This window comes from Microbispora sp. H10830, assembly GCF_014161375.1.
In the GTDB taxonomy this organism is placed as follows: domain Bacteria; phylum Actinomycetota; class Actinomycetes; order Streptosporangiales; family Streptosporangiaceae; genus Microbispora; species Microbispora catharanthi.
The window spans coordinates 38,702-57,184 of the sequence record NZ_JABBWX010000024.1 but is presented as its reverse complement, the minus strand read 5'-3'; the positions used below and the strand labels follow the sequence as shown (position 1 = coordinate 57,184).

Sequence of the window (18,483 nt, the reverse complement as noted above, 5' to 3'; positions counted from 1 at the left end):
CCACCCATTCAGGTGAAGTCATGTTCCTACATCGTCGGTTTTTACCTCTGCCATCCAGTTAATTTGCCGGAGTTCGCCGCTTTATTAGGTGACTAATCGCGAAAAATCCGGCCCGCGTAGGGGACGCCGTGCACGACGCCGTACGGACGCCTGTCACTCCCTTACGGTCATTCCCACCTCGGCGCAGCCCCGGGTGAGCGCGTCGAGGCCGAAGGCGTCCACGGGTCCCAGGGCACCGGTGCCGTGCACACCCTCGGCAAGCGCCGTCGTCGCCGCCCAGGCCAGCACGCCGGCCGTGAACTCGTACGGGTCGCCTCCGGTCAGGTGGACGGCGGCCAGGCGGCGGCCTCCCGCGTCGTACGCCTCGGCGACGATGCTCGACGACACGCCCGCCCCGGCCGGCGCGCCGCCCCCGCCCGTACGGAGCACCCGGTCGGCCAGCGCCTCGGTCGCCCGCCGGACCCCCGGCAGCGCGGCGATGGCGGGGGTCGCCTTGGCCAGCACGCCCGCGACCCTGGTCAGCCCGCCCAGCCAGCCGAGGTAGACGTTCACCTCGCGCAGGCCGGGATGCGCGGGCGGCAGCGTGAAGTGCTCGGAGGCGCCGATGGACAGGCCGTGCCGCACGCGGCCGTCCACGAGGAACTTCCGGGTGCGGCCGTGCTCGGGGACGATGCGGCCCTCGCGGAAGCCGTACATCGGCTCCAGGACCATTCCCAGCGCCGAGGCGCGGGTCCCGGCGCTCGCGCGACGCGCCATGCCGCCCTCCACGAAGTAGCCGACGTCCACACGGACGGCCCCCGGCCCGGCCTTACGCAGGGCCAGGGCCGCGGCGAGGTTGCCGGGCACGTAGTCGTACCCGAAGGCGGTGATCAGGGCCGCGCCCCGGGCCGCCGCGGCGGGGCCGTACCGCTGGAAGATCCGCTTGATGAACGTGGGCTCTCCGGTGGTGTCGAAGTAGACCGCGCCCGCCTCGGTCGCGGCGGCGACCGCGGCCTCTCCCCACCGGACGAACGGGCCGACGGTCGAGATCAGCACGTCACCCGGCGCGACGATCCTGCGTACGGACTCGGGGCGGCCGACGTCGGCGACCGCGGTGGGCAGGTCGCCGCCCAACGCGTCGGCGAGGGCGGTGAGCCTCGTCTGGTCCCGCCCGGCCAGCAGCGGCCGGGCCCCGCGCGCAGCGAGCGCCTCGGCGGTGAGCCTGCCGGTGAAGCCGGTGGCTCCGAACAGCACGATCCTGGGGATGGCCATCCCGCTACGGTAACCCGCCTGCCCTGTCAAGATCGGCAGTGGGCCGCTCACTGGCGCCGGTCGTTGGGCGGTGGATATCCGCGGTCCTTGGCGAACGGCTCCGTCGTCGGCGCGACCGTGTGCAGCGGAACGGCTCCGGCCTGGGCCAGGTCCTCGTACGTCTTGGCGGTCGAGCCCCACGTCGTGGCCTGCACGTCGGTCGCACCGACCGGCCCGCGCACGCCCTCGACGGTGATGACGAACCTGCTCCTGGCCCCCGGCCGTACGTCGTCCACGAACGACGTGGCCCCGCCGACGAGCTTGCCCGCCGCGTCACGCAACAGGGCCGTGACGGCGAGCCCGCCGGCGGGCTTGCGGAACGGGTCGAGCACGTAGCCGGTGACGAGGTAGGACCCGTTCGTCAGCTTGTCGGTGCGGACGTCCGAGATCGGGAACTTGAGGAACGCCGACGGGACGCGCGTGATGGACCGCCATGAGGCGGGACGGTAGTCGATCTTCACGCGCACCGGCTGGGCGGGGCTCGTGACCTGGCCGCTGAAGGCCAGCGGGCGGCCGGGTGGCACCGCGTCCAGTGGCTGCTCCTGGTGGACGACCTCCTTGCCCGCGGCGTCCACGGCCGTGATCACGGCGACGGCGTTCTCCCCGAAATGCCAGCGGTTGGGGTTGCTCAGCACCCCCGCCCAGGTCACCGCGTATCCGGCCCCCGAGCGCACGATCGAGGACACCTGCTCCTTGAGGGCCAGCGGTTGCGGGCCCTCCTGCTTGTCTTCCCTCGCGCACGACGCCATCGCCAGCGCGGCGAGGGCGAGTGCGACGGTCATGTGGCAACGTCGCGTCACTTAGCCGTCATAACCGCTGAATGGGACGCCGCCTCCGGGACACGCGCGCTCCCGCCGGTATCTTTACCGGCGGTCTATCGCGGGCGGACCACGCGTGTCTCGTCCCAGACCGGATCGGGCGACTCGTACACGCGCCCGTCGGAGCCGAAGACCAGGTAGCGGTCGAAGTCGGCCGCGAACCAGCGGTCGTGCGTCACCGCCAGCACGGTGCCCTCGAAGGCGTCCAGGCCCTGCTGCAGGGCCTCGGCGCTGGCCAGGTCGAGGTTGTCGGTCGGCTCGTCGAGCAGCAGCAGCGTGGCGCCCGACAGTTCGAGCAGCAGGATCTGCAGGCGGGCCTGCTGGCCCCCCGACAGCGTCTCGAATCGCTGCTCGGCGACCCGGCCGGCGAGTTCGTAGCGGGCCAGAGCCTTCATCGCCTCGTTCTTCAGCCGGGCGTGCTCGGTCATGACGATCTCGCAGGGCGTACGGCCGAGCAGTTCGGGCCGGGCGTGGGTCTGGGCGAAGTGCCCGGGGACGACCCGCGCGCCGAGCCGCATCGTGCCCGAATGACGCACGTCCTCCCCCGCCACCAGCCGCAGGAAGTGCGACTTGCCCGAGCCGTTCGAGCCGAGCACGGCGACCCGCTCGCCGTACCAGACCTCCAGGTCGAAGGGCTTCATGAGGCCGGTCAGCTCCAGGCCCTCACATATCACCGCACGCTTGCCGGTGCGTCCGCCGCGCAGCCGCATGCTGATGACCTGGTCCTTCGGCGCGACCTCCGGCGGCCCGGCCTCCTCGAACCGGCGCAGCCGGGTCTGGGCCGCGTGGTAGGCCGGGGCCATGCCGTCGTTGTAGGTGGCCTTCTGTTTGAGCATGACCACCAGGCGCTTGAGCTTGGCGTGCTCCTCGTCCCAGCGCCTGCGCAGCTCGTCGAGCCGCTCGTTGCGCTCCCGCCGCGCCTCGGCGTACGTCGCGAAGCCGCCGCCGTGGATCCAGACGTTGCCGGACTCGACCGTGACGATCCGGTTGGCGGCGTTGGCGAGCAGCTGCCGGTCGTGGGAGACCAGCAGCACGGTCTTGGGCGTCTCGCGCAGCGCCGTCTCCAGCCATACCTTGCCCGGCACGTCGAGGTAGTTGTCGGGCTCGTCGAGCAGCAGCACCTGGTCGGGCCCGCGCAGCAGCGCCTCCAGCACCAGCCGCTTCTGCTCGCCGCCGGACAGCGTGGCGACCTCGCGATACTTCACCCTGTCGTACGGCGTGCCGAGGGCGGCCATCGCGCAGGCGTCCCAGAGCACCTCGATGTCGTAGCCCCCGGCGTCGGTGTAGTCGGTGATCGCCTGGGCGTACCGCATCTGGGTCTTCTCGTCGTCGCGCTCCATCATCGCGAGCTCGGCGGCGTCCAATCGTTCCGCCGCCGTCCTGACCCGTTCCGGCGCGACGCTGAGCAGCAGGTCCTGGACCGTACGGCCGTCCCGGATGTTGCCGACGAACTGCCGCATCACGCCGAGACCGCCCGAATGGGCCACCGTGCCCTCGACCGGCTGGAGATCGCCCGCGATCATCCGGAGCAGGGTCGTCTTGCCCGCGCCGTTCGGGCCGACCAGGGCCGCCTTGACGCCCTCCCCCACCCGGAACGAGACGTCGTTCAGGAGCATCCTGCCGTCCGGCAGCACATGCGTCAGATGCCCGACCTCGACGTGCCCCACCGCGAATCTCCTGCCCGGATATGCTCATGCGCTTCTCGCGCAGGCTACTCATCCCCTTCGCAAGTGGCATCTCGTTATTCCATCGGCCGCCGGCCCCGTCGAGAGGAGATCTTCGAGGCTGAGCCCAGGGGCTGAGCTGACCGGCCTCGAAGCGTCCCGTCTCCGGCTTGTAGGAACGGTTCGCGGCTAAGTGTTCGTATGAAGCGAAGGGAGAGGCGTCCTCACATAGGCCGAGCTTGATCGATCACCGCGGCTCGAAGTGTTCCACCGCTCGCGGTCATGCGAACGGTTACCCTATAAGTGTTCACATGAGCCAGGGGAAGGAACACTTGTGGCTGAGTATGTGGCCATGATGTGGGCGGGGACTCCGAACGGCGCCACACGAGCGGAGCGTCAGTCTTGCCACTACAGGGCCTACCTGCCGGACCTCCTGGTGGACCGCCCCTTGATTCTGTCAGGGCAACGTGCGGCAGACGTGACCGACGCCGAACAGCGGCTCATCGAGCTGGGGACTTCATCACGGGCTCTCGTCAGTCTGGAAGCCCTGGCCAGGCTTCTCCTGAGAGCCGAAGCCGTGGCGAGTTCCTTCATCGAAGGCCTGCAGATCAACGTCCGGCGACTGGCCAAGGCGGATGTGGCATCCCGTACCGGCATAGAGACACGTGACGACACGGCCTATGCCGTCCTTGGAAATGTCCGGGCGATGGAATCAGCCCTCGATCTCGCGGACGCGCCGAGGATCCACGTGGAGGACATACTGACCCTCCACCGGAAGTTGCTCGGCGGAACTCGGGACGAACGCTTCGGCGGACAGATCAGGACCGAGCAGAACTGGGTCGGTGGGACCGGGATGTCACCGTGCACAGCCGATTTCGTTCCTCCCCCACCCGACCGGGTCCATGATCTGCTCGAGGACTTGTGCGCGTACATATCAGGAGACGAACATCCCGCTCTGGTTCAAGCCGCCATCGCTCACGCTCAGTTCGAGACGATCCATCCGTTCGTCGACGGCAACGGCCGCACGGGGCGGGCACTCATCCACCTGATCCTCAAGAGGCGGGGGCTTGCACCCCGTTTCGTCCCGCCGATCAGTCTGGTTCTGGCGTCGCACGCCGACGCCTACGTCTCCGCGCTCACCGCGTACCGCTACGAAGGAGCCGCCGACTCACCCCGGGCTCAAGAGGGAATCGGCGCCTGCATCGATCGATTCACCGCGGACACCACTCGGGCCGTCATCGACACAGACCGATTCGGCGCGGAGCTGGACGCCATGGAAACGGAATGGCGAAAGAAGCTGGGGAGAGTTCGTGCGGGGTCGTCCGTCGATCTCCTCCTGCGAGTGCTTCCCTCCGCTCCCGTACTCACAGTCGCCACCGCCGCCGATCTGATCGGACGATCCACACAGCGCGCCAACGACGCCGTCAACCAGCTCGCGGCAGCGGGTGTGCTCAAACAGACCACTATTGGAAGACGCAACCGCGCATTCGAGGTACCCGAGCTCATCAACGCTCTCACCGGATTCGAGCGAGCCCTCGCCAGCCCCCTGGGTGACACTCGCCAGGCACCACCCGCGCGTCCGGTCCCCTACCGCCCATGAGGGCGCTTGCGCGCCCCGATGCCTGCCGCCGCCAGTAGCCGGTCAACCGTCCGCCAGTCGTTCGCGAAGTGCCGCCATCGATCTTGTGGTGCCGGCAGGGCGCTCGCGCCTTCTTCTCAGCGCCGATCCCGGCCAGTTCGTCGAACAGCGTGACCTACTGCGCCGCCGCGGCCTCGGCCGCCTTTGACAGACACGCGTGAGCGTGCGCCCGCGCAGGTAGGCGTCAGGGCTCGGGTCTGCAGAGGATCATAGCTTGCAGATGGGCTGCCCGACCTCGACGTGCCCCATGTGACGCCCCTTCCAGATTTCCCGGAGAGGCTACCTGCCGCTGACCACACCGGGCACGCCGTTTTTCCGCCGTCACGACGGCCTGCGGCCCCGGAGCATCGACATCGTGAACCATTCCGGAGGCGGCCGGTAATAACGGGCGACCATACCCGCCGTCGCGAGAGGCGACTGATGAAGGGGCCCACCATTCATGCCGGAATCCGCCACGGCCGTTGACGCGGCAGACACGACGCTGATCCAGCGGTCGTTGGGGGAGCCCGAGGTCTTCGCCGTGCTCTTCGACCGGCACGCGCCCTCCCTGCACCGGTACGCCGCCCGGCGCCTGGGGCCGGACAACGCCGAGGACGTGGTGTCCGAGACGTTCCTCGCCGCGTTCCAGAACCGGCATCGCTACGACGTCCGGCACGCCGACGCCCGTCCCTGGCTGTACGGCATCGCCTCCAACGTCATCGGCAAGCGCCGCCGCAGCGAGATCACCGTCTACCGCGCGTACGTCCGCAGCGGCGTCCATCCCGCGGACGTGTCCGGCGGCCTGGTGGAGGACGAAGTGACGACGCTGGCGGTGAACCGGCCGCTCGCTGCGGCGCTCGCCGCGCTCAGACCGGGCGACCGCCACGTGCTGCTGCTCGTCGCCTGGGCCGACCTGACCTACGAGGAGGTGTCGCGGGCGCTCGGCATTCCCCTCGGCACCGTCCGCTCACGGCTCAACAGAGCACGCAGGAAGATCCGCGAGGCACTGACGATCAAGGAGGACCACGATGGATGAGATCACCGCTGTCAGACGACTGTGGACCGAGGTGCCTGAAGGGTCGGACGAGGACCTGCGCGGCGCGCGCGGCGCGCTGCTGACCGCGGCCCGCGCGCCGCGATCCCGGGCCTGGATGCTGCGAATCCCCCGGACAGGACTGAGGATCGCGCTCGCGGGCGGCGTGGCCGCGGCGCTCACCGCGGGAGTGCTCGTGGCCGAGATCCGGCCGGACGGATCTGATTCCCGCGGCGTCGCCGGGCTGCCGGCCGCGCCTCCGGCGAACGCGCGTGAGCTCCTGGAGCGCGCGGCGCGGACCGCCGCGGCCGAGCCGGAGCTACGGCCTCGCCCCGGTGAGTACGTCCACCTCGAGATGCGCACGATGAGCTACTGGTCCATGGAGGGTGCCGGGATGCAGGTCACCGGCACCGAGGAGCGCTGGATCCCGGCAGGCGGCACCGGACCCTGGCTCAGCAGGGAACGGCAGATCAGCGCGGCTCCGGCTCCGGGCATCGCACTGCCCAGCCCGCGACCGCAGCTCCAGAGGGAGCCCGAGGACACGCTGACCGAGACTCCCGCCTGCCCGTCGGCCGACGCCGTCACCGCCTCCCGGATGGCCGCCTGGCCCCTCGACGAGGCCTGGCTGCGGCGGCGGATCGAGACCGAGGCGGCCAAGGCCACGGCCGTGCCGGAGCACCTGCGGTTCTGGGGGGCTGTCGGAACGTTCGTCCGCGAGAGCGCCTTCCGTCCCGCTCTCACGGCGGCGCTGTTCCGGATCGCCGCCGGAGTCGACGGGATCACGATGGTGCCGGACGCCGTGGACGCGGCGGGCCGGCACGGCATCGGGGTCACGATGGAGGAGGACCACACCCGGACCGAGCTCGTCTTCGACAAGAGCACCTACCGCTACCTGGGCGAGCGCACGGTGGCGACCCGCGACAGGACGACATCGTTCACGACCCGGCCCCTGAGCGACGCATACATCGACCGCGTCGTCCGCGACGGGGTGTCCAAAGGCATGGACGCCGAGACGCTGCGCCGTGAGCTCGAACGGGACAGGAAGCCGAGGAAGGTGACGACGCGTACGCCGAAGGGAGCGGTGATCGGCTCCAGCGCCGTGGTCGGGGTGGATGTGGCGCAGGACCTGCCCTCCCTCGCACCCCACCCCTCCCACGTCAAAGTGCCCTGCTGACGGTTCGCCCCGCCGCGTACGGGAACCAAGCGGCGGAGACGTGAGGGGGCGGGCGGATGCCGCGTGGCGAGCCTTCGGTGGCCGCGTCGGGCGAGTGGCGGGACGAGGACGCCCCTGAGATCGAGTCCTGAGATCCGGCCCCGGATCCGCCCTGAGATCGAGTCCTGGGATCCGGCCCCGGATCCGCCCTGAGATCGAGTCCTGGGATCCGGCCCTGGGATCTGGTGGCCGACTTTTCCACAGTCCCGGAATCTCTTGACCTGGTGGCGAATCGCCCGGAAATAGCCTGGCTTTTCAGGGGATTTCCGAGTCAAAGGGGCCGGATATGTCAACAGATCCGATCCTCGACTGCCCGCTCGACCAGGTCCCGGAGGGCCCGGAGTTCATCGAGGCCGCCATGCGGTGGCACTTCAGCCCCGAGACCGGCTCGCCATACTGGCTGGACCGGGCGAAGACGCTCGGCTTCGACCCGCGTGACGACGTGCGCACCTTCGAGGACCTGCGCCGCTTCCCCAACGTGGCCAACGAGCTGCGCGACGTCCGGGTGGAGGACCTGATCCCCCGAGGGTACGGCGCGGACGCGGACGTGATCGGCGTGTACGAGAGCGGCGGCACCACCGGGCCGCCCAAACGCGTCGTGCTGCTGCGGGACTGGGTGGAACGGCTGATGCACAGGACCGAGCAGGACCTGCGGGCGAGGGGCTACCCCGAGAGCGGCCACTGGCTGTCGCTCGGGCCTACCGGGCCGCACGTCTTCGGCGAGCTGGTCCGCTGGCAGGCCGCGCGGCGGGGCGGCATCCGGTTCACGGTCGACATGGACCCCCGGTGGGTGAAGAGGTGCATCGCGGAGGGCCGCGCCGACGAGGCCGAGCGCTACGCCGAGCACCTGATCGACCAGAGCACCTACATCCTGGAGACCCAGGACGTGCGGGTCCTGGTGACCACGCCGCCGCTGCTGACCCGGCTGGCCCGCAGGAGGGCGCTCGTCGACCTGATCAACACGAAGGTCGCCGCGATCAGCTGGGGCGGCGCGCACATGGACCCCGACACCCGCTACCTGCTCCGCACCGAGGTCTTCCCGAACGTCAAGCTGTACGGCACGTACGGCAGCACGATGATCCTCGGCGGGCTGGCCGAGCGCGTCGCGCCGCCGGAGGAGGACCTGGTCATCTTCGACACGTTCTCGCCCTACATCACGTTCTCGGTGGTGGACCAGGAGACCGGGGAGGCCGTCCGGTACGGCGACCGCGGCCAGGTGGTGATGCATCACGTCAGCAAGAGTTTCCTGCTGCCCAACAACCTCGAACGCGACCTGGCCACCCGCGTGGCGCCGCCGCCGGGGCAGATGGGCGACTCCGTCGCCGGCGTCGGCCCGCTCCCCACCTTCGAGAACGAGACGGTCATCGAGGGGGTGTACTGATGGACGAGCTGATCCGGCTCGACGCGCTGGGCGCGGGCGGTCCCTACCACAGCCGCAGCCGGCTGACGATCACGGAGCTGACCGGGACGCCGGTCGCCGAGCTGAGCCTGGTGCCGCGGTTGTTCGTCCAGCGGACGATGGCGGCCCTGCGCGAGGCGCGGACCCTGCCGGCCCACGAGCGGGCGGCGGCCCTCGCCCGCGCGGGACGGCTCTTCGCGACCGGCGTGGTGGACGGCATTCCGGCGGAGGAGTACCAGCACATCGTCAGCCGCGTCTCGGGGATGCCGATCACCGTGGTCCGCTCGGCGACCTCGGGCATCGGACGGCGCGCCGGAGAGGCGTACCGCACCACCCGGTACGCACGTCCCGAGGGCGCGGTGGACGACTGGCGCGACCCGCTCACCCGCAACGGCCAGGCGGTCTGGACGCGGCGCGGCGACGTCTTCGCCGTACACGCCGCGGGCAACCACCCGGGCGTGCACACGTTGTGGCTGGAGGCCCTGGCGCTCGGCTACCGGGTCGCGGTGCGCCCCTCGCGGCGCGAGCCGTTCACCCCCCACCGCCTGATCACGGCGCTGCGGGAGTCCGGGTTCGGCGACGACCAGGTGGTGCTCCTGCCGACCGACTACACGGTGGCCGACGACATCATCCGCGACGCCGACCTCGCCATGGTGTACGGCGGCGAGGAGGTCGTGAACAAGTACGGCAACGACGTCAGGGTGCTGCCGCAGGGCCCTGGACGGTCCAAGATCCTGCTTACCGGGCACGACTGGGAGTCCCACCTGGGCACGATCGTGGAGTCGGTCAGCGCCTTCGGCGGCACGGCCTGCGTGAACACCACCGCCGTCTTCGTGGAGGGCGATCCCGCGCCGGTGGCCGAGGCCGTCGCGGAACGGCTCTCGGCGATCCCGAGCCTGCCGCCGGAGGACGACGGCGCGGTGCTGCCCGTCCAGCCGGTCGCGGACGCGCACGCGATCGAGAAGTACCTGCTCGACCACGTGAACGGCGCGACGCCGGTGCTCGGCGGCGACGGCGTGGTGGACGACCTGGGCGACGGCAGCGGGGTCCTGCGGCCGGCCGTCTTCCGGGTGGACCGGCCGGACGCGCCCCAGACGGGCATCGAGCTGTCGTTCCCCTGTGTGTGGTTCGCGCCCTGGAGCCGGGCGGACGGCATCGAGCCGCTGCGGAACACGCTCGTGCTGACCGCGATAACGGAGGACGCCGGGCTGGTCGACCACCTGGTGGAGGACCCGTCGATCAGGAACGTCTACCTGGGGGACACCCCCACGTATCTGATGCCGCCGTGGGTTCCGCACGACGCCTACCTCGGTGAGTTCCTCATGCGTACGAAAGGCGTCATCCGCACTTAACCAACGGATAAAGGCCCAGTAGATTCTGGGCCATGCGCAGGACGACACGATGGCGGCGCCGCCTGCTGTGGACGCTCGCCGTCGTCGTGGTGCTCGCGGTGGCCGCCGTCGGCGGCGCGGGCTGGTATTACTCCGGCCTGGTCATCGACCCCGTCCACACCTCCGGCTATCCCCTGGAGGTGACGGCCGTCAGCGGCGACCAGGTCACGATCAAGGGCGGCGCCGACACGGCCGCCCCCGGCACGTACGGCCTGACCTGGGCGGACGGCAACGCACTGGTGGGACAGGTGATCACGACCGGGGCCGGCACGGTGACCAGGAAGGTCACCGAGGTCGTCCACGGCGAGCTGCGGCCCGGAGTGCACGCCTACCTCGACCGCTGGCTGTGGGGCCACGCGACCCCGGCCGCCGCCGGCGTGCCGTACACGGACGTGAGGATCCCCTCGCCGCTCGGCGACTTCCCCGGCTGGCGGACCGAGGGCACCTCGACGACCTGGGTGATCGCCGTACACGGCCGCAACGGCGGCCCGGCGGAGGCCCTGCGCGTGCTGCCGGTTTTCCACAGCCTGGGGATGCCGGTGCTGGGCATCACCTACCGCAACGACGAGGACGCCCCTGCGAGCTCCGACGGCAAGTTCCACCTCGGCGCCACCGAGTGGCAGGACGTGGCGGCGGCCATCACGTACGCCAAGGGCCAGGGCGCGACCGGGATCGTCCTGTACGGCTGGTCGATGGGCGGGGGCATCGTGCCGATGGCCGTACGCAACCTGCCCGGCGAGCCGATCAAGGCCATGATCCTCGACAGCCCGGTCATCGACTGGCGGGCGCCGATCGCCCTCGGGGCCGAGCAGATGGGCGTGCCCGGCTTCCTCGTGTCGGTGGGCGAATGGGTCATCGAGCGGCGCACCGGCGTGTCCTTCGACGACATCGACCACCTGCGGCACGCCCGCGAGTTCAGGATCCCCACCCTGGTCTTCGTGGACGACGACGACGCGACCGTGCCGATCGGCCCGGCGCTGCGGTTCGCCGAGGCCCGCCCCGACATCGTCAGGCTCGTGCGGACGAGCGGAGGCGGGCACACGGGCTCCTGGAACGCCGACCCCGCACGCTACGAGCGGGAGGTGAAGGAGTTCGTCGCGTCGATCAGCTCGGGATGACGACGGTCATCGAGCTGCCGACCAGGGTGAAGCCGAGCCGTTCGTAGACGCGTCTGGCCGGGTTGCCCTCGGACACGACCAGGCCCAGCCGCTCCCATCCGCCTGCCGCCGCCCTGTCCCGTGCGGCGGCCAGCATGCGCGCGCCGAGGCCGGAGGGTGTGCGGGCGGGGTGGCGGAAGACCTCGACCACCCAGGGCCGGTCGTGGAAGAGGGTGACCACCGCGCCGCCGGCCACCACGTCGTCCCGGTCCACGGCGAGCACGCCGCAGGGCAGGATCTCGCCGGTCACCTTCCCCTCCAGCAACGGGGTGAGGATGTCGCGCAGCGCGGCGGCGTCGTCCACGTTCCGGTGGTCGGGGTGACCCGGCGGATAGGCCGCCCGCCACGCCGCGAACACCTCCTCTGGAGACCGGTCGCAGGGCACGAACCGGAAGCCCTCGGGCGCCCCGGTCTCGGCGGGCGGCGCCGTCCCCAGCTCACAGGTCATCTCGTGGGCGTGCCGCACCACGCGCGCGCCGCGTGCGACCAGCGCCTCGCCCAGATCGACCGGCCCCGCCACCGCCCAGCCCGGCAGCTTCGCCATGATCGCGTCGACCGCGCCCGGGCCCATGACCTCGACCAGGTCGGCGCACGGCAGCCCGTACCGCTCGTCCTCGACATAACTGAAGGCCGGGACGCCGTCCGCCCCGGCCAGAATCACTCGCTCCACAGGAGGGAGGCTTCCGCAGCCCGCTACGGCGGGCAACACCTTTTTCGCCCCCGCGAGCGCAGAATCAACCGGAGGAATCGGCGGCCGCGGCCCTTTTCCCATCATCCGTACATTTCGATCTTCCTGTGGATAAGGTGCCTCTGATTTTGTCGGCGTACCAGGCACGGATGACCGCCCGTTGTGCGGACCCTGCCCGCCGCCTGCGGGCGGTGCGGCAGGCGACCACCGCCCTTCACGTGGGTGAGGGCGGCGGAGAGGAAAGCGCCCCTCTGCCGAACCTCGCCTCCGCCGGGCCCGGCCGCTATCGCGTCCGTGTCTACGTGCGGAAACAAGAGGAGGCCATGGCGTACGAGTCCGACGGCCCCGTCGAGGAGCACCTGGTCCTCGTCTTCCCCGGCACGTCCGGAAAGACCGTCTTCCTCCGGGATTGAGCGGGCTTGAGCAGCGGGCGCCGGAGATCGGCTTGGAAAAAGATGGCGTGGCCCGGGAACAACGAGTGCGGACACGTGGTTGGATGAAGCGTGGCCGGTGTGCAGGTGTCCCCGGGCCTCACCTAATTTGCCTTCGCGGACTACCGTTCGGCTGGAGCCGCGTTGTGCCTTTCGCCGAGAGGCGACCCGGCACCGGCACCACACGTGCGGGACCCCGGCAGGAGATCCTCCTGCCGGGGTCCTGGCGTCTCCGGAGCCTCTTGGGAGGTGAACCGTTCACCCCCACAGACCGTCTGACCCCTGCGGATATCACCCGCCTTACCCTTTGCATCCACTTTTGTCGGCTGCGGGTGACAAGATGCGTCCGTGCCTGATCTGGATCCCCAGTCGATCGCCTCCTACTGGGACGCGGAGGCAGACACCTTCGACGACGAAGCCGACCACGGGCTTCGCGACCTCCGGGTCCGCGCGGCCTGGGCGGGACGGCTGCGGTCCTGGATGCCGCGGCCTCCCACCGACGTCCTCGACCTGGGCTGCGGCACCGGGTCGCTGACGCTGCTGCTGGCCGAGCAGGGACACCGGCCGGTGGGCGTGGACCTGTCTCCCAGGATGGCCGAGGCGGCCCGGGGCAAGCTCGCGGCGGCGGGCTTCACCGCGCCCGTCCTCACCGGCGACGCGAGCGACCCGCCGGCCGCCGCCGGAGCCTCCTTCGACGTCGTCCTGGCCCGGCATCTGCTGTGGACCCTGCCCGCACCGGAGCGCGCGTTGCGCACCTGGATGAGTCTGCTGCGCCCGCACGGCCGGCTGATTCTCATCGAGGGCAACTGGCAGGCCTCCGGGGACGGCCCGCCGTACGTGCCGGGCGCCGGCTCCCTGCCCTGGCTCGGCGGGGTGAGCGCCGAACCCCTGGTCGAGGTGCTGCGGCCGTACGCCGCGAGCGTGGGAGTGGAGCCGCTGACCGACCCCGTGCTGTGGGGCAAGCCCATCCACGACGAACGGTACGCCGTCATCGCCCACCGCTGAGCCTGCGCTTTCTCCGGAAAACGCGCAATGCCGAATCCGTAAACGTCTCGGCAATTAGTCGAAGCGCATTGTCGGCGAAATACGGAGGCAAAGCGGAGGCCGGTCAACGACGTCGTCGTCGACAGCCACGCCCATTGGCACACATGGAATGCCACAGCGAACGGCCCGGGAGGGGTCAACTCGCCTGGACGGGCTCCGGCGGCGTGTGCCAACGATTGAGATACGACCCGATCGCTGATCGGAGAGGAGTATCTCTATGCACGGCACTCGATTCTCATTACTGCTGGGTCCGGCAGTCCTGTCCGCGGTTACGCTCTGGCCGGCCATCGCATCGGCCTCCACCGCCGCCCACCCCTCCGGCCTCGCCGCCGCGCTCAGCGCGCCGCGGGCCGAGGAGCCGGGCACCAGCCTCGGCGAAGAGTCGGAGGAGGCGGCTCAGCAGAGCGGACGCGCGTACGAGGAGGAGAGCGGGTACGGGCGGGAGAGCGCCCAGGAAGGTTCATCGAGCGAGGAGTCGAGCGGCAGCCAGTCCCAGAGCAACATCGCCTACCACCGCTCGCGGGCCTCGCTGCGCGAGTCGTCACTGCGTTCGTCGTCGCTGCGCGAGTCGTCGCTGCGCTCGTCATTGCTGCGGAGAAGCAGTCCGGCGCTCCGCGAGCAGTCGTCGTACAGCCGTCCGATCAGCTACACGCGGACGATCACCTATCGGCGCCCGGTCACCGAGACGCGCATGGTGACCGAGAGCCGTCCGGTCACGTTCACCCGGCAGGTCACCTTCCGGCGCCCGGTCACCGAGACGCGGATGGTCACCCGGATGCGTCCGGTCACCGAAACGCGTCAGGTGTCCTACCAGCGCCCCGTGACCTACACGCGCATGATCACGGAAAGCCGGCCGGTCACCCGCCAGGAGACCTACCAGCGCCCGGTCACCCAGACGCGGTACGTCACCGAGTCGCGTCCGGTGACGCGCTACGTCACCTACCAGCGCCCGGTGGTGAGCTACGTCACCGAGAGCCGTCCGGTCACCCACCAGGAGACCTACCAGCGGCCCATCACGGAGACGCGCTACGTCACCGAGTCACGTCCGGTCACCCGGCAGGAAACCTTCCGGCGCCCGGTCACCGAGACGCGCTTCGTCACGGAAAGCCGTCCGGTCAGCTACACCCGGATGGTGCCGGAGACTCGCGAGGTGCAGTCCACGCACTTTGTCAGCGAGAGCCGTCCGGTCAGCTACACGCGCATGATGACCTACCGGCGCCCGGTCAGCGAGACCCGGTACGTCACCGAGTCACGGCAGGTCACCAGCTACAGCCGGCCCATGATGCACTCCTCCAGCGAGGACTGCGACCCGTGAGCCGGGAAGCGAGGTCCTGACATCCAGTAGGGCCATGAGGGGCACGGGCGTTCCCGCCCGTGCCCCTTCCACGTGTTCGGGCACGCTCAGCGTTCCCCGCCCGGGAAGCTGCATTGTCTATCCTCTTCCGCCGGCCGGGTCAGGTTGTCCCTCAGGCACCCTTCGTCGACGACGTTGGACACCCCGAGCAGGTCGCTCGCCGCCCTGGCCACGGCCAGGTGGTCGGCGCCGGGAGCGAGTTTCAGGCGGAAGGACTCCGGCATGTCCTCGGCCCTGGTCACCTTCAGCAGCCTGGGGTTCGTCTCTCTTCTGCGGAAGTTCTCGAACGCCGTCCGCCGATCCTCGAACGTCACGGTCTTCACGTCGCGGCGGGCCCGGAGAGCTCGGCTGATGTTCTCCTTCTCCCAGGCGGTGACCGCGCCGCCCCTGCAGCTCTTGAAGGGGGAGTGATCCGTACAGAGGTAGACCGAGATGTCCACCCCGTTGGACGAGGTTGCGCCGCCGCTCGGCGACGTCACGGCGACGCCGACCTCCCGGAGGTCCGGAGACGGCTCCGCGAGCCGTGCCACGCCCACGATCGTGCCGGCCACCGCGAGGGCCGCGGCGGCGATCGCGAGGCCGCGCGACCGGGTGCGGCGTGGCGCGGGCAGCGCGTGGTCGAGGCCGTCGTCCGGCACCGTACGCGCGCGGGCCGCCATGGCGTCACGGAGCCGATCCTCGATGGTGCTCAATCGTCTTCTCCCAGTTCGCGAAGGAGTCTGGCCAGGGCCCGTGCGGTCGTGGATCTGACGGTGCTCTGCCCCACCCCCATGACCAGGGCGATCTCGGAGTCCGCCAGGTCGAGGTAGTAACGCAGCACCAGCGCCTCCCGCTGGCGCCGGGGCAGCCGGGCCAGTGCCTGGAGCACCTGCCTGCGGGACTCGCCGATGAGGACGGCGGTCTCCGCCGAGTCGGCGAGGTCGGTGACCCGCTGCGTGCGGCGCAGCATGACCGCGCGGCGGCGCAGCACCGACCGCGACCCGTTGAGCACACAGGTCCGCAGATAGGCGAGCGTCAGATCCGGGGGCCGCCGCCGGCCGTGCAGCCGGGCGAAGACGTCCTGCACCACGTCCTCCGCCGTCTCCAGGTCGCCGACGAGCAGCACCGCGAGCCGCACCAGGCCGACCCGGTGCTCGCGGTACAGCCCCGCCAGATCGGACTCGGGGGGCGGCACGGGCGGCGCGAGCGCCGTCAGCCGTAGGGATTCACGATCCATGCAGTGTGAACGCGTAGCCCCGCCGATCCGCTGCTCGCGTGTTTCCGGCCCGGTACGTGCGAAGGCCCCTCCGGATGGTCCGGAAGGGCCTCGCGACTTCGGTTCGGAACCTCGCGTCACGCCTCACTGGCGTGGGCCGCCAGGACGCGCCAGCCGTACTCGCCGGTGTGCACCCATGTGCGCGTGTAGCGCAGCCGACCGGCGAACGGCTCGCCGTCGAAGGTGCCTTCGAGCGTGCCGAGGAAGCACGTGACTCCGGTCGTCCCCGAGACGACGACGGTGAGGTCCTCCTCAGCCACCTTCGTCATCACCTGCGTACGCGAGCGGTGGTTGTGGAGATCGAGTTGCTTGGCCTCCGTGTGCAGCCGGCCGTCCGGCGGTCCCGTGAAGACGACCCGCTCGTCGAGCAGCCGGTCGAGCTCCTCCACGTCACCGCCGAGCTGCGCCTTCTGCAGTCGCCGCTCGGCCTCGTACAGCTCGTCCAGGAGCGTGCCTGTCATGTCGGTCCTCTCCGTCGTGGCGCGTCTTCGGCGACACAACCGTAGTCCCGGCGGCTTCCGGTTTCAGGAGGTCACTTCCCGGTGTCCTGCTTGCTCCCGGGCGTGCAGTAGGGGCAGAACGGCTCGCGCTGGACGCAGACCTTGACCGTGTCGCTGTCGTTGGCCGGGTCGAGGTCGAGCTCCTTGCCGCCGACGGTGGCGGTGTTGACCGTCTCCCCGATCGCGGTGGCCTTCGCGCGGACGACCAGCGTGGCCGTCGCGCCACTGGCCAGCGTTCCCACAGTCCACGTTCCACCGGCGTACGTGCCGGTCGAGCGTGTGGACGACAGGAAGGCGAGGTTGGCCGGCAGGACGTCCTTGACGGCGACGCCGGTGGCGTCGTTGGGCCCGGCGTTGGCGACCGTGACGCGGTAGGTGACGGTCTCCCCCACGGTGACCTCGGTCTTGTCCGCGGACTTGACCACGCTCAGGTCGACGGCCGGGTTGACCTCGGTGACGGCGTCACCGCTTGTGGAGGTCAGCGGCTCGGGCTCGGGGCCGAGCCGGTTCTCGTAGGCGACCGCGCCGCTGTTGACGACCTGCTTGCCCGCGACCGACCTGCCGACCTTGACCCGGAACTCCACGGTGATGCCGTCCGGCAGAGTGGTGTCGTTGGCCAGCCGGCCCCCCGTCGTACCCGTGGCGCCGTCTCCCAGCCTGAAGGAGACAGCACCGGTGGCGGCGTCGAACTCGGCCTGGTCGTCGCCGGCCTCGTCGGTCATGGCGCCGCTGCCCGGGCCGTCCACGACGCGGAGCGAGCCGGGCACGTAGGTGGTCCCGGCCGGGATCTTGTCGGTGAGCCGGACGTTCTGCGCGACGTCGCCACCCTTGTCGACGGCGGTCAGCCGGTAGGTGATCTCGTCGCCGACGTTCACCGGCCCCTGCGGGCTCGCGGACTTGGTGACGACGACGCACGGCGGGGTGCCGAAGAAGACGTCGTCGAGGAAGTTGCCGACCGACGCGTTGCCTCCGGCGGCGGAGATGGAACGGAAGGCGAACCTGGTGGTCGTCTGCCCGGCGGGCACGGTGTAGGTGCCGTGGTAGGTGCCCCACTTACCGGTGCCGTCGGACATGGTCCCCTGCTGGGCGGGACCCGAGGGAGCGCCGATGTCCAGCGCCATCTGGTCGGTGCCGAGACGCCCGCGGTGGGACAGCCGCCAGTACAGCTTCTGGCCCGGAGTGGTCGGACGGTCCTGGTAGAGGGTCGAGACCTGGTTGGCGTTCAGCTCCGCGAACTGCGCGCCCTCGACCGCCGGAACGTTCATCCGGGGGCTCCAGACCTCGATCATGTGATCGGTGGCGGTCGTCCGCCAGCCCGGCACCGCGTTCGGGTTGTTCTGCGAGGCGTCGGGGAGCGAAGCCCACGTCCCGGCGACGACGGGCTTCTCGAAACCGCCGTTGACCAGCGCCACCTGCTCAGGACACGACGCGGGGTCCGGCGCCGCGGCCCGCTGCGCCGCGGTGGCCGCGGCCTCGACACGGGCGGGCGCGGCGTCGGCAGGGACCGCTCCGCACAGCGTCAGGGGGACAGCCGCCGCCACCAGGGCGGCGACGGGGTAACACATCCTGCGGATGTGCCTCATCATGAACGTCCTCTCGTCGTGGCGATTCACCAGGCCGTACGGGCG

At 70.5% G+C, this 18,483-nt stretch carries 17 protein-coding genes; 9 read left to right on the top strand and 8 right to left on the bottom strand.

Going from position 1 to position 18,483, the window contains the following annotated elements:
* Window positions 1–153 precede the first annotated feature (153 nt).
* The 3 genes from HHX35_RS38815 to HHX35_RS38805 all read right to left on the bottom strand — a co-directional run bounded on the left by HHX35_RS38815 (window position 154) and on the right by HHX35_RS38805 (window position 3,775).
* Window positions 154–1,251 (bottom strand): saccharopine dehydrogenase, encoded by a 1,098-nt coding sequence (locus HHX35_RS38815; RefSeq protein ID WP_220506383.1) that lies wholly within the window; start codon window positions 1,249–1,251, stop codon window positions 154–156.
* A 47-nt stretch (window positions 1,252–1,298) separates the two neighbouring features.
* Window positions 1,299–2,072: a hypothetical protein gene (locus HHX35_RS38810; RefSeq protein WP_182903585.1), complete on the bottom strand. Its 774-nt coding sequence runs from the start codon at window positions 2,070–2,072 to the stop codon at window positions 1,299–1,301.
* A 92-nt stretch (window positions 2,073–2,164) separates the two neighbouring features.
* Window positions 2,165–3,775, bottom strand: a complete 1,611-nt coding sequence (locus HHX35_RS38805) for an ABC-F family ATP-binding cassette domain-containing protein (protein WP_182903584.1) — start codon at window positions 3,773–3,775, stop codon at window positions 2,165–2,167.
* A 331-nt stretch (window positions 3,776–4,106) separates the two neighbouring features.
* Between HHX35_RS38805 and HHX35_RS38800 the strand changes: the two genes are divergently transcribed.
* The 6 genes from HHX35_RS38800 to HHX35_RS38775 all read left to right on the top strand — a co-directional run bounded on the left by HHX35_RS38800 (window position 4,107) and on the right by HHX35_RS38775 (window position 11,544).
* A complete protein-coding gene (locus tag HHX35_RS38800) occupies window positions 4,107–5,372 on the top strand; it encodes a Fic family protein (protein WP_220506382.1) in 1,266 nt (421 codons plus the stop codon).
* Window positions 5,373–5,850: 478 nt separating this feature from the next.
* On the top strand, window positions 5,851–6,426 hold the full coding sequence (locus HHX35_RS38795) for an RNA polymerase sigma factor (protein ID WP_182903583.1): 576 nt from the start codon (window positions 5,851–5,853) through the stop codon (window positions 6,424–6,426).
* Window positions 6,419–7,597 (top strand): CU044_5270 family protein, encoded by a 1,179-nt coding sequence (locus HHX35_RS38790; protein ID WP_182903582.1) that lies wholly within the window; start codon window positions 6,419–6,421, stop codon window positions 7,595–7,597. The genes HHX35_RS38795 and HHX35_RS38790 overlap by 8 nt, the downstream gene beginning before the upstream one ends.
* A 325-nt stretch (window positions 7,598–7,922) precedes the next feature.
* Window positions 7,923–9,017: a phenazine antibiotic biosynthesis protein gene (locus HHX35_RS38785; protein WP_182903581.1), complete on the top strand. Its 1,095-nt coding sequence runs from the start codon at window positions 7,923–7,925 to the stop codon at window positions 9,015–9,017.
* Window positions 9,017–10,387, top strand: a complete 1,371-nt coding sequence (locus HHX35_RS38780) for an aldehyde dehydrogenase family protein (RefSeq protein WP_182903580.1) — start codon at window positions 9,017–9,019, stop codon at window positions 10,385–10,387. Before HHX35_RS38785 ends, HHX35_RS38780 begins: the two co-directional genes overlap by 1 nt.
* A 32-nt stretch (window positions 10,388–10,419) precedes the next feature.
* Entirely contained in the window at window positions 10,420–11,544 is a 1,125-nt protein-coding gene (locus tag HHX35_RS38775) for a S9 family peptidase (RefSeq protein ID WP_182903579.1), read from the top strand.
* On the opposite strand, the gene HHX35_RS38770 is transcribed toward HHX35_RS38775, so the two are convergent.
* Window positions 11,531–12,253 (bottom strand): GNAT family N-acetyltransferase, encoded by a 723-nt coding sequence (locus HHX35_RS38770; RefSeq protein WP_220506381.1) that lies wholly within the window; start codon window positions 12,251–12,253, stop codon window positions 11,531–11,533. The two genes, HHX35_RS38775 and HHX35_RS38770, sit on opposite strands and share 14 nt — an antisense overlap.
* A gap of 167 nt (window positions 12,254–12,420) precedes the next feature.
* Between HHX35_RS38770 and HHX35_RS38765 the strand changes: the two genes are divergently transcribed.
* The 3 genes from HHX35_RS38765 (at window position 12,421) to HHX35_RS38755 (ending at window position 15,061) form a co-directional block, all read left to right on the top strand.
* A complete protein-coding gene (locus HHX35_RS38765; RefSeq protein WP_182903578.1) occupies window positions 12,421–12,684 on the top strand; it encodes a hypothetical protein in 264 nt (87 codons plus the stop codon).
* A gap of 366 nt (window positions 12,685–13,050) precedes the next feature.
* Window positions 13,051–13,707, top strand: coding sequence for a class I SAM-dependent methyltransferase (locus HHX35_RS38760; protein ID WP_310739605.1), 657 nt, complete (start codon window positions 13,051–13,053; stop codon window positions 13,705–13,707).
* A 256-nt stretch (window positions 13,708–13,963) separates the two neighbouring features.
* The gene (locus HHX35_RS38755) at window positions 13,964–15,061 is read left to right on the top strand and encodes a hypothetical protein (protein WP_182903577.1); all 1,098 of its coding nucleotides are present in this window, start codon (window positions 13,964–13,966) and stop codon (window positions 15,059–15,061) included.
* Window positions 15,062–15,147: 86 nt separating this feature from the next.
* Here the strand turns inward: HHX35_RS38755 and HHX35_RS38750 are convergent, their stop codons facing one another.
* From HHX35_RS38750 to HHX35_RS38735, 4 genes are all read right to left on the bottom strand, one after another.
* Window positions 15,148–15,792: a permease-like cell division protein FtsX gene (locus HHX35_RS38750; RefSeq protein WP_182903576.1), complete on the bottom strand. Its 645-nt coding sequence runs from the start codon at window positions 15,790–15,792 to the stop codon at window positions 15,148–15,150.
* Entirely contained in the window at window positions 15,789–16,316 is a 528-nt protein-coding gene (locus HHX35_RS38745; protein WP_182903575.1) for a sigma-70 family RNA polymerase sigma factor, read from the bottom strand. The genes HHX35_RS38750 and HHX35_RS38745 overlap by 4 nt, the downstream gene beginning before the upstream one ends.
* A 116-nt stretch (window positions 16,317–16,432) precedes the next feature.
* Window positions 16,433–16,816: a nuclear transport factor 2 family protein gene (locus HHX35_RS38740; RefSeq protein WP_182903574.1), complete on the bottom strand. Its 384-nt coding sequence runs from the start codon at window positions 16,814–16,816 to the stop codon at window positions 16,433–16,435.
* Window positions 16,817–16,887: 71 nt separating this feature from the next.
* Entirely contained in the window at window positions 16,888–18,441 is a 1,554-nt protein-coding gene (locus HHX35_RS38735; RefSeq protein ID WP_220506380.1) for a DUF11 domain-containing protein, read from the bottom strand.
* Window positions 18,442–18,483: the final 42 nt, after the last annotated feature.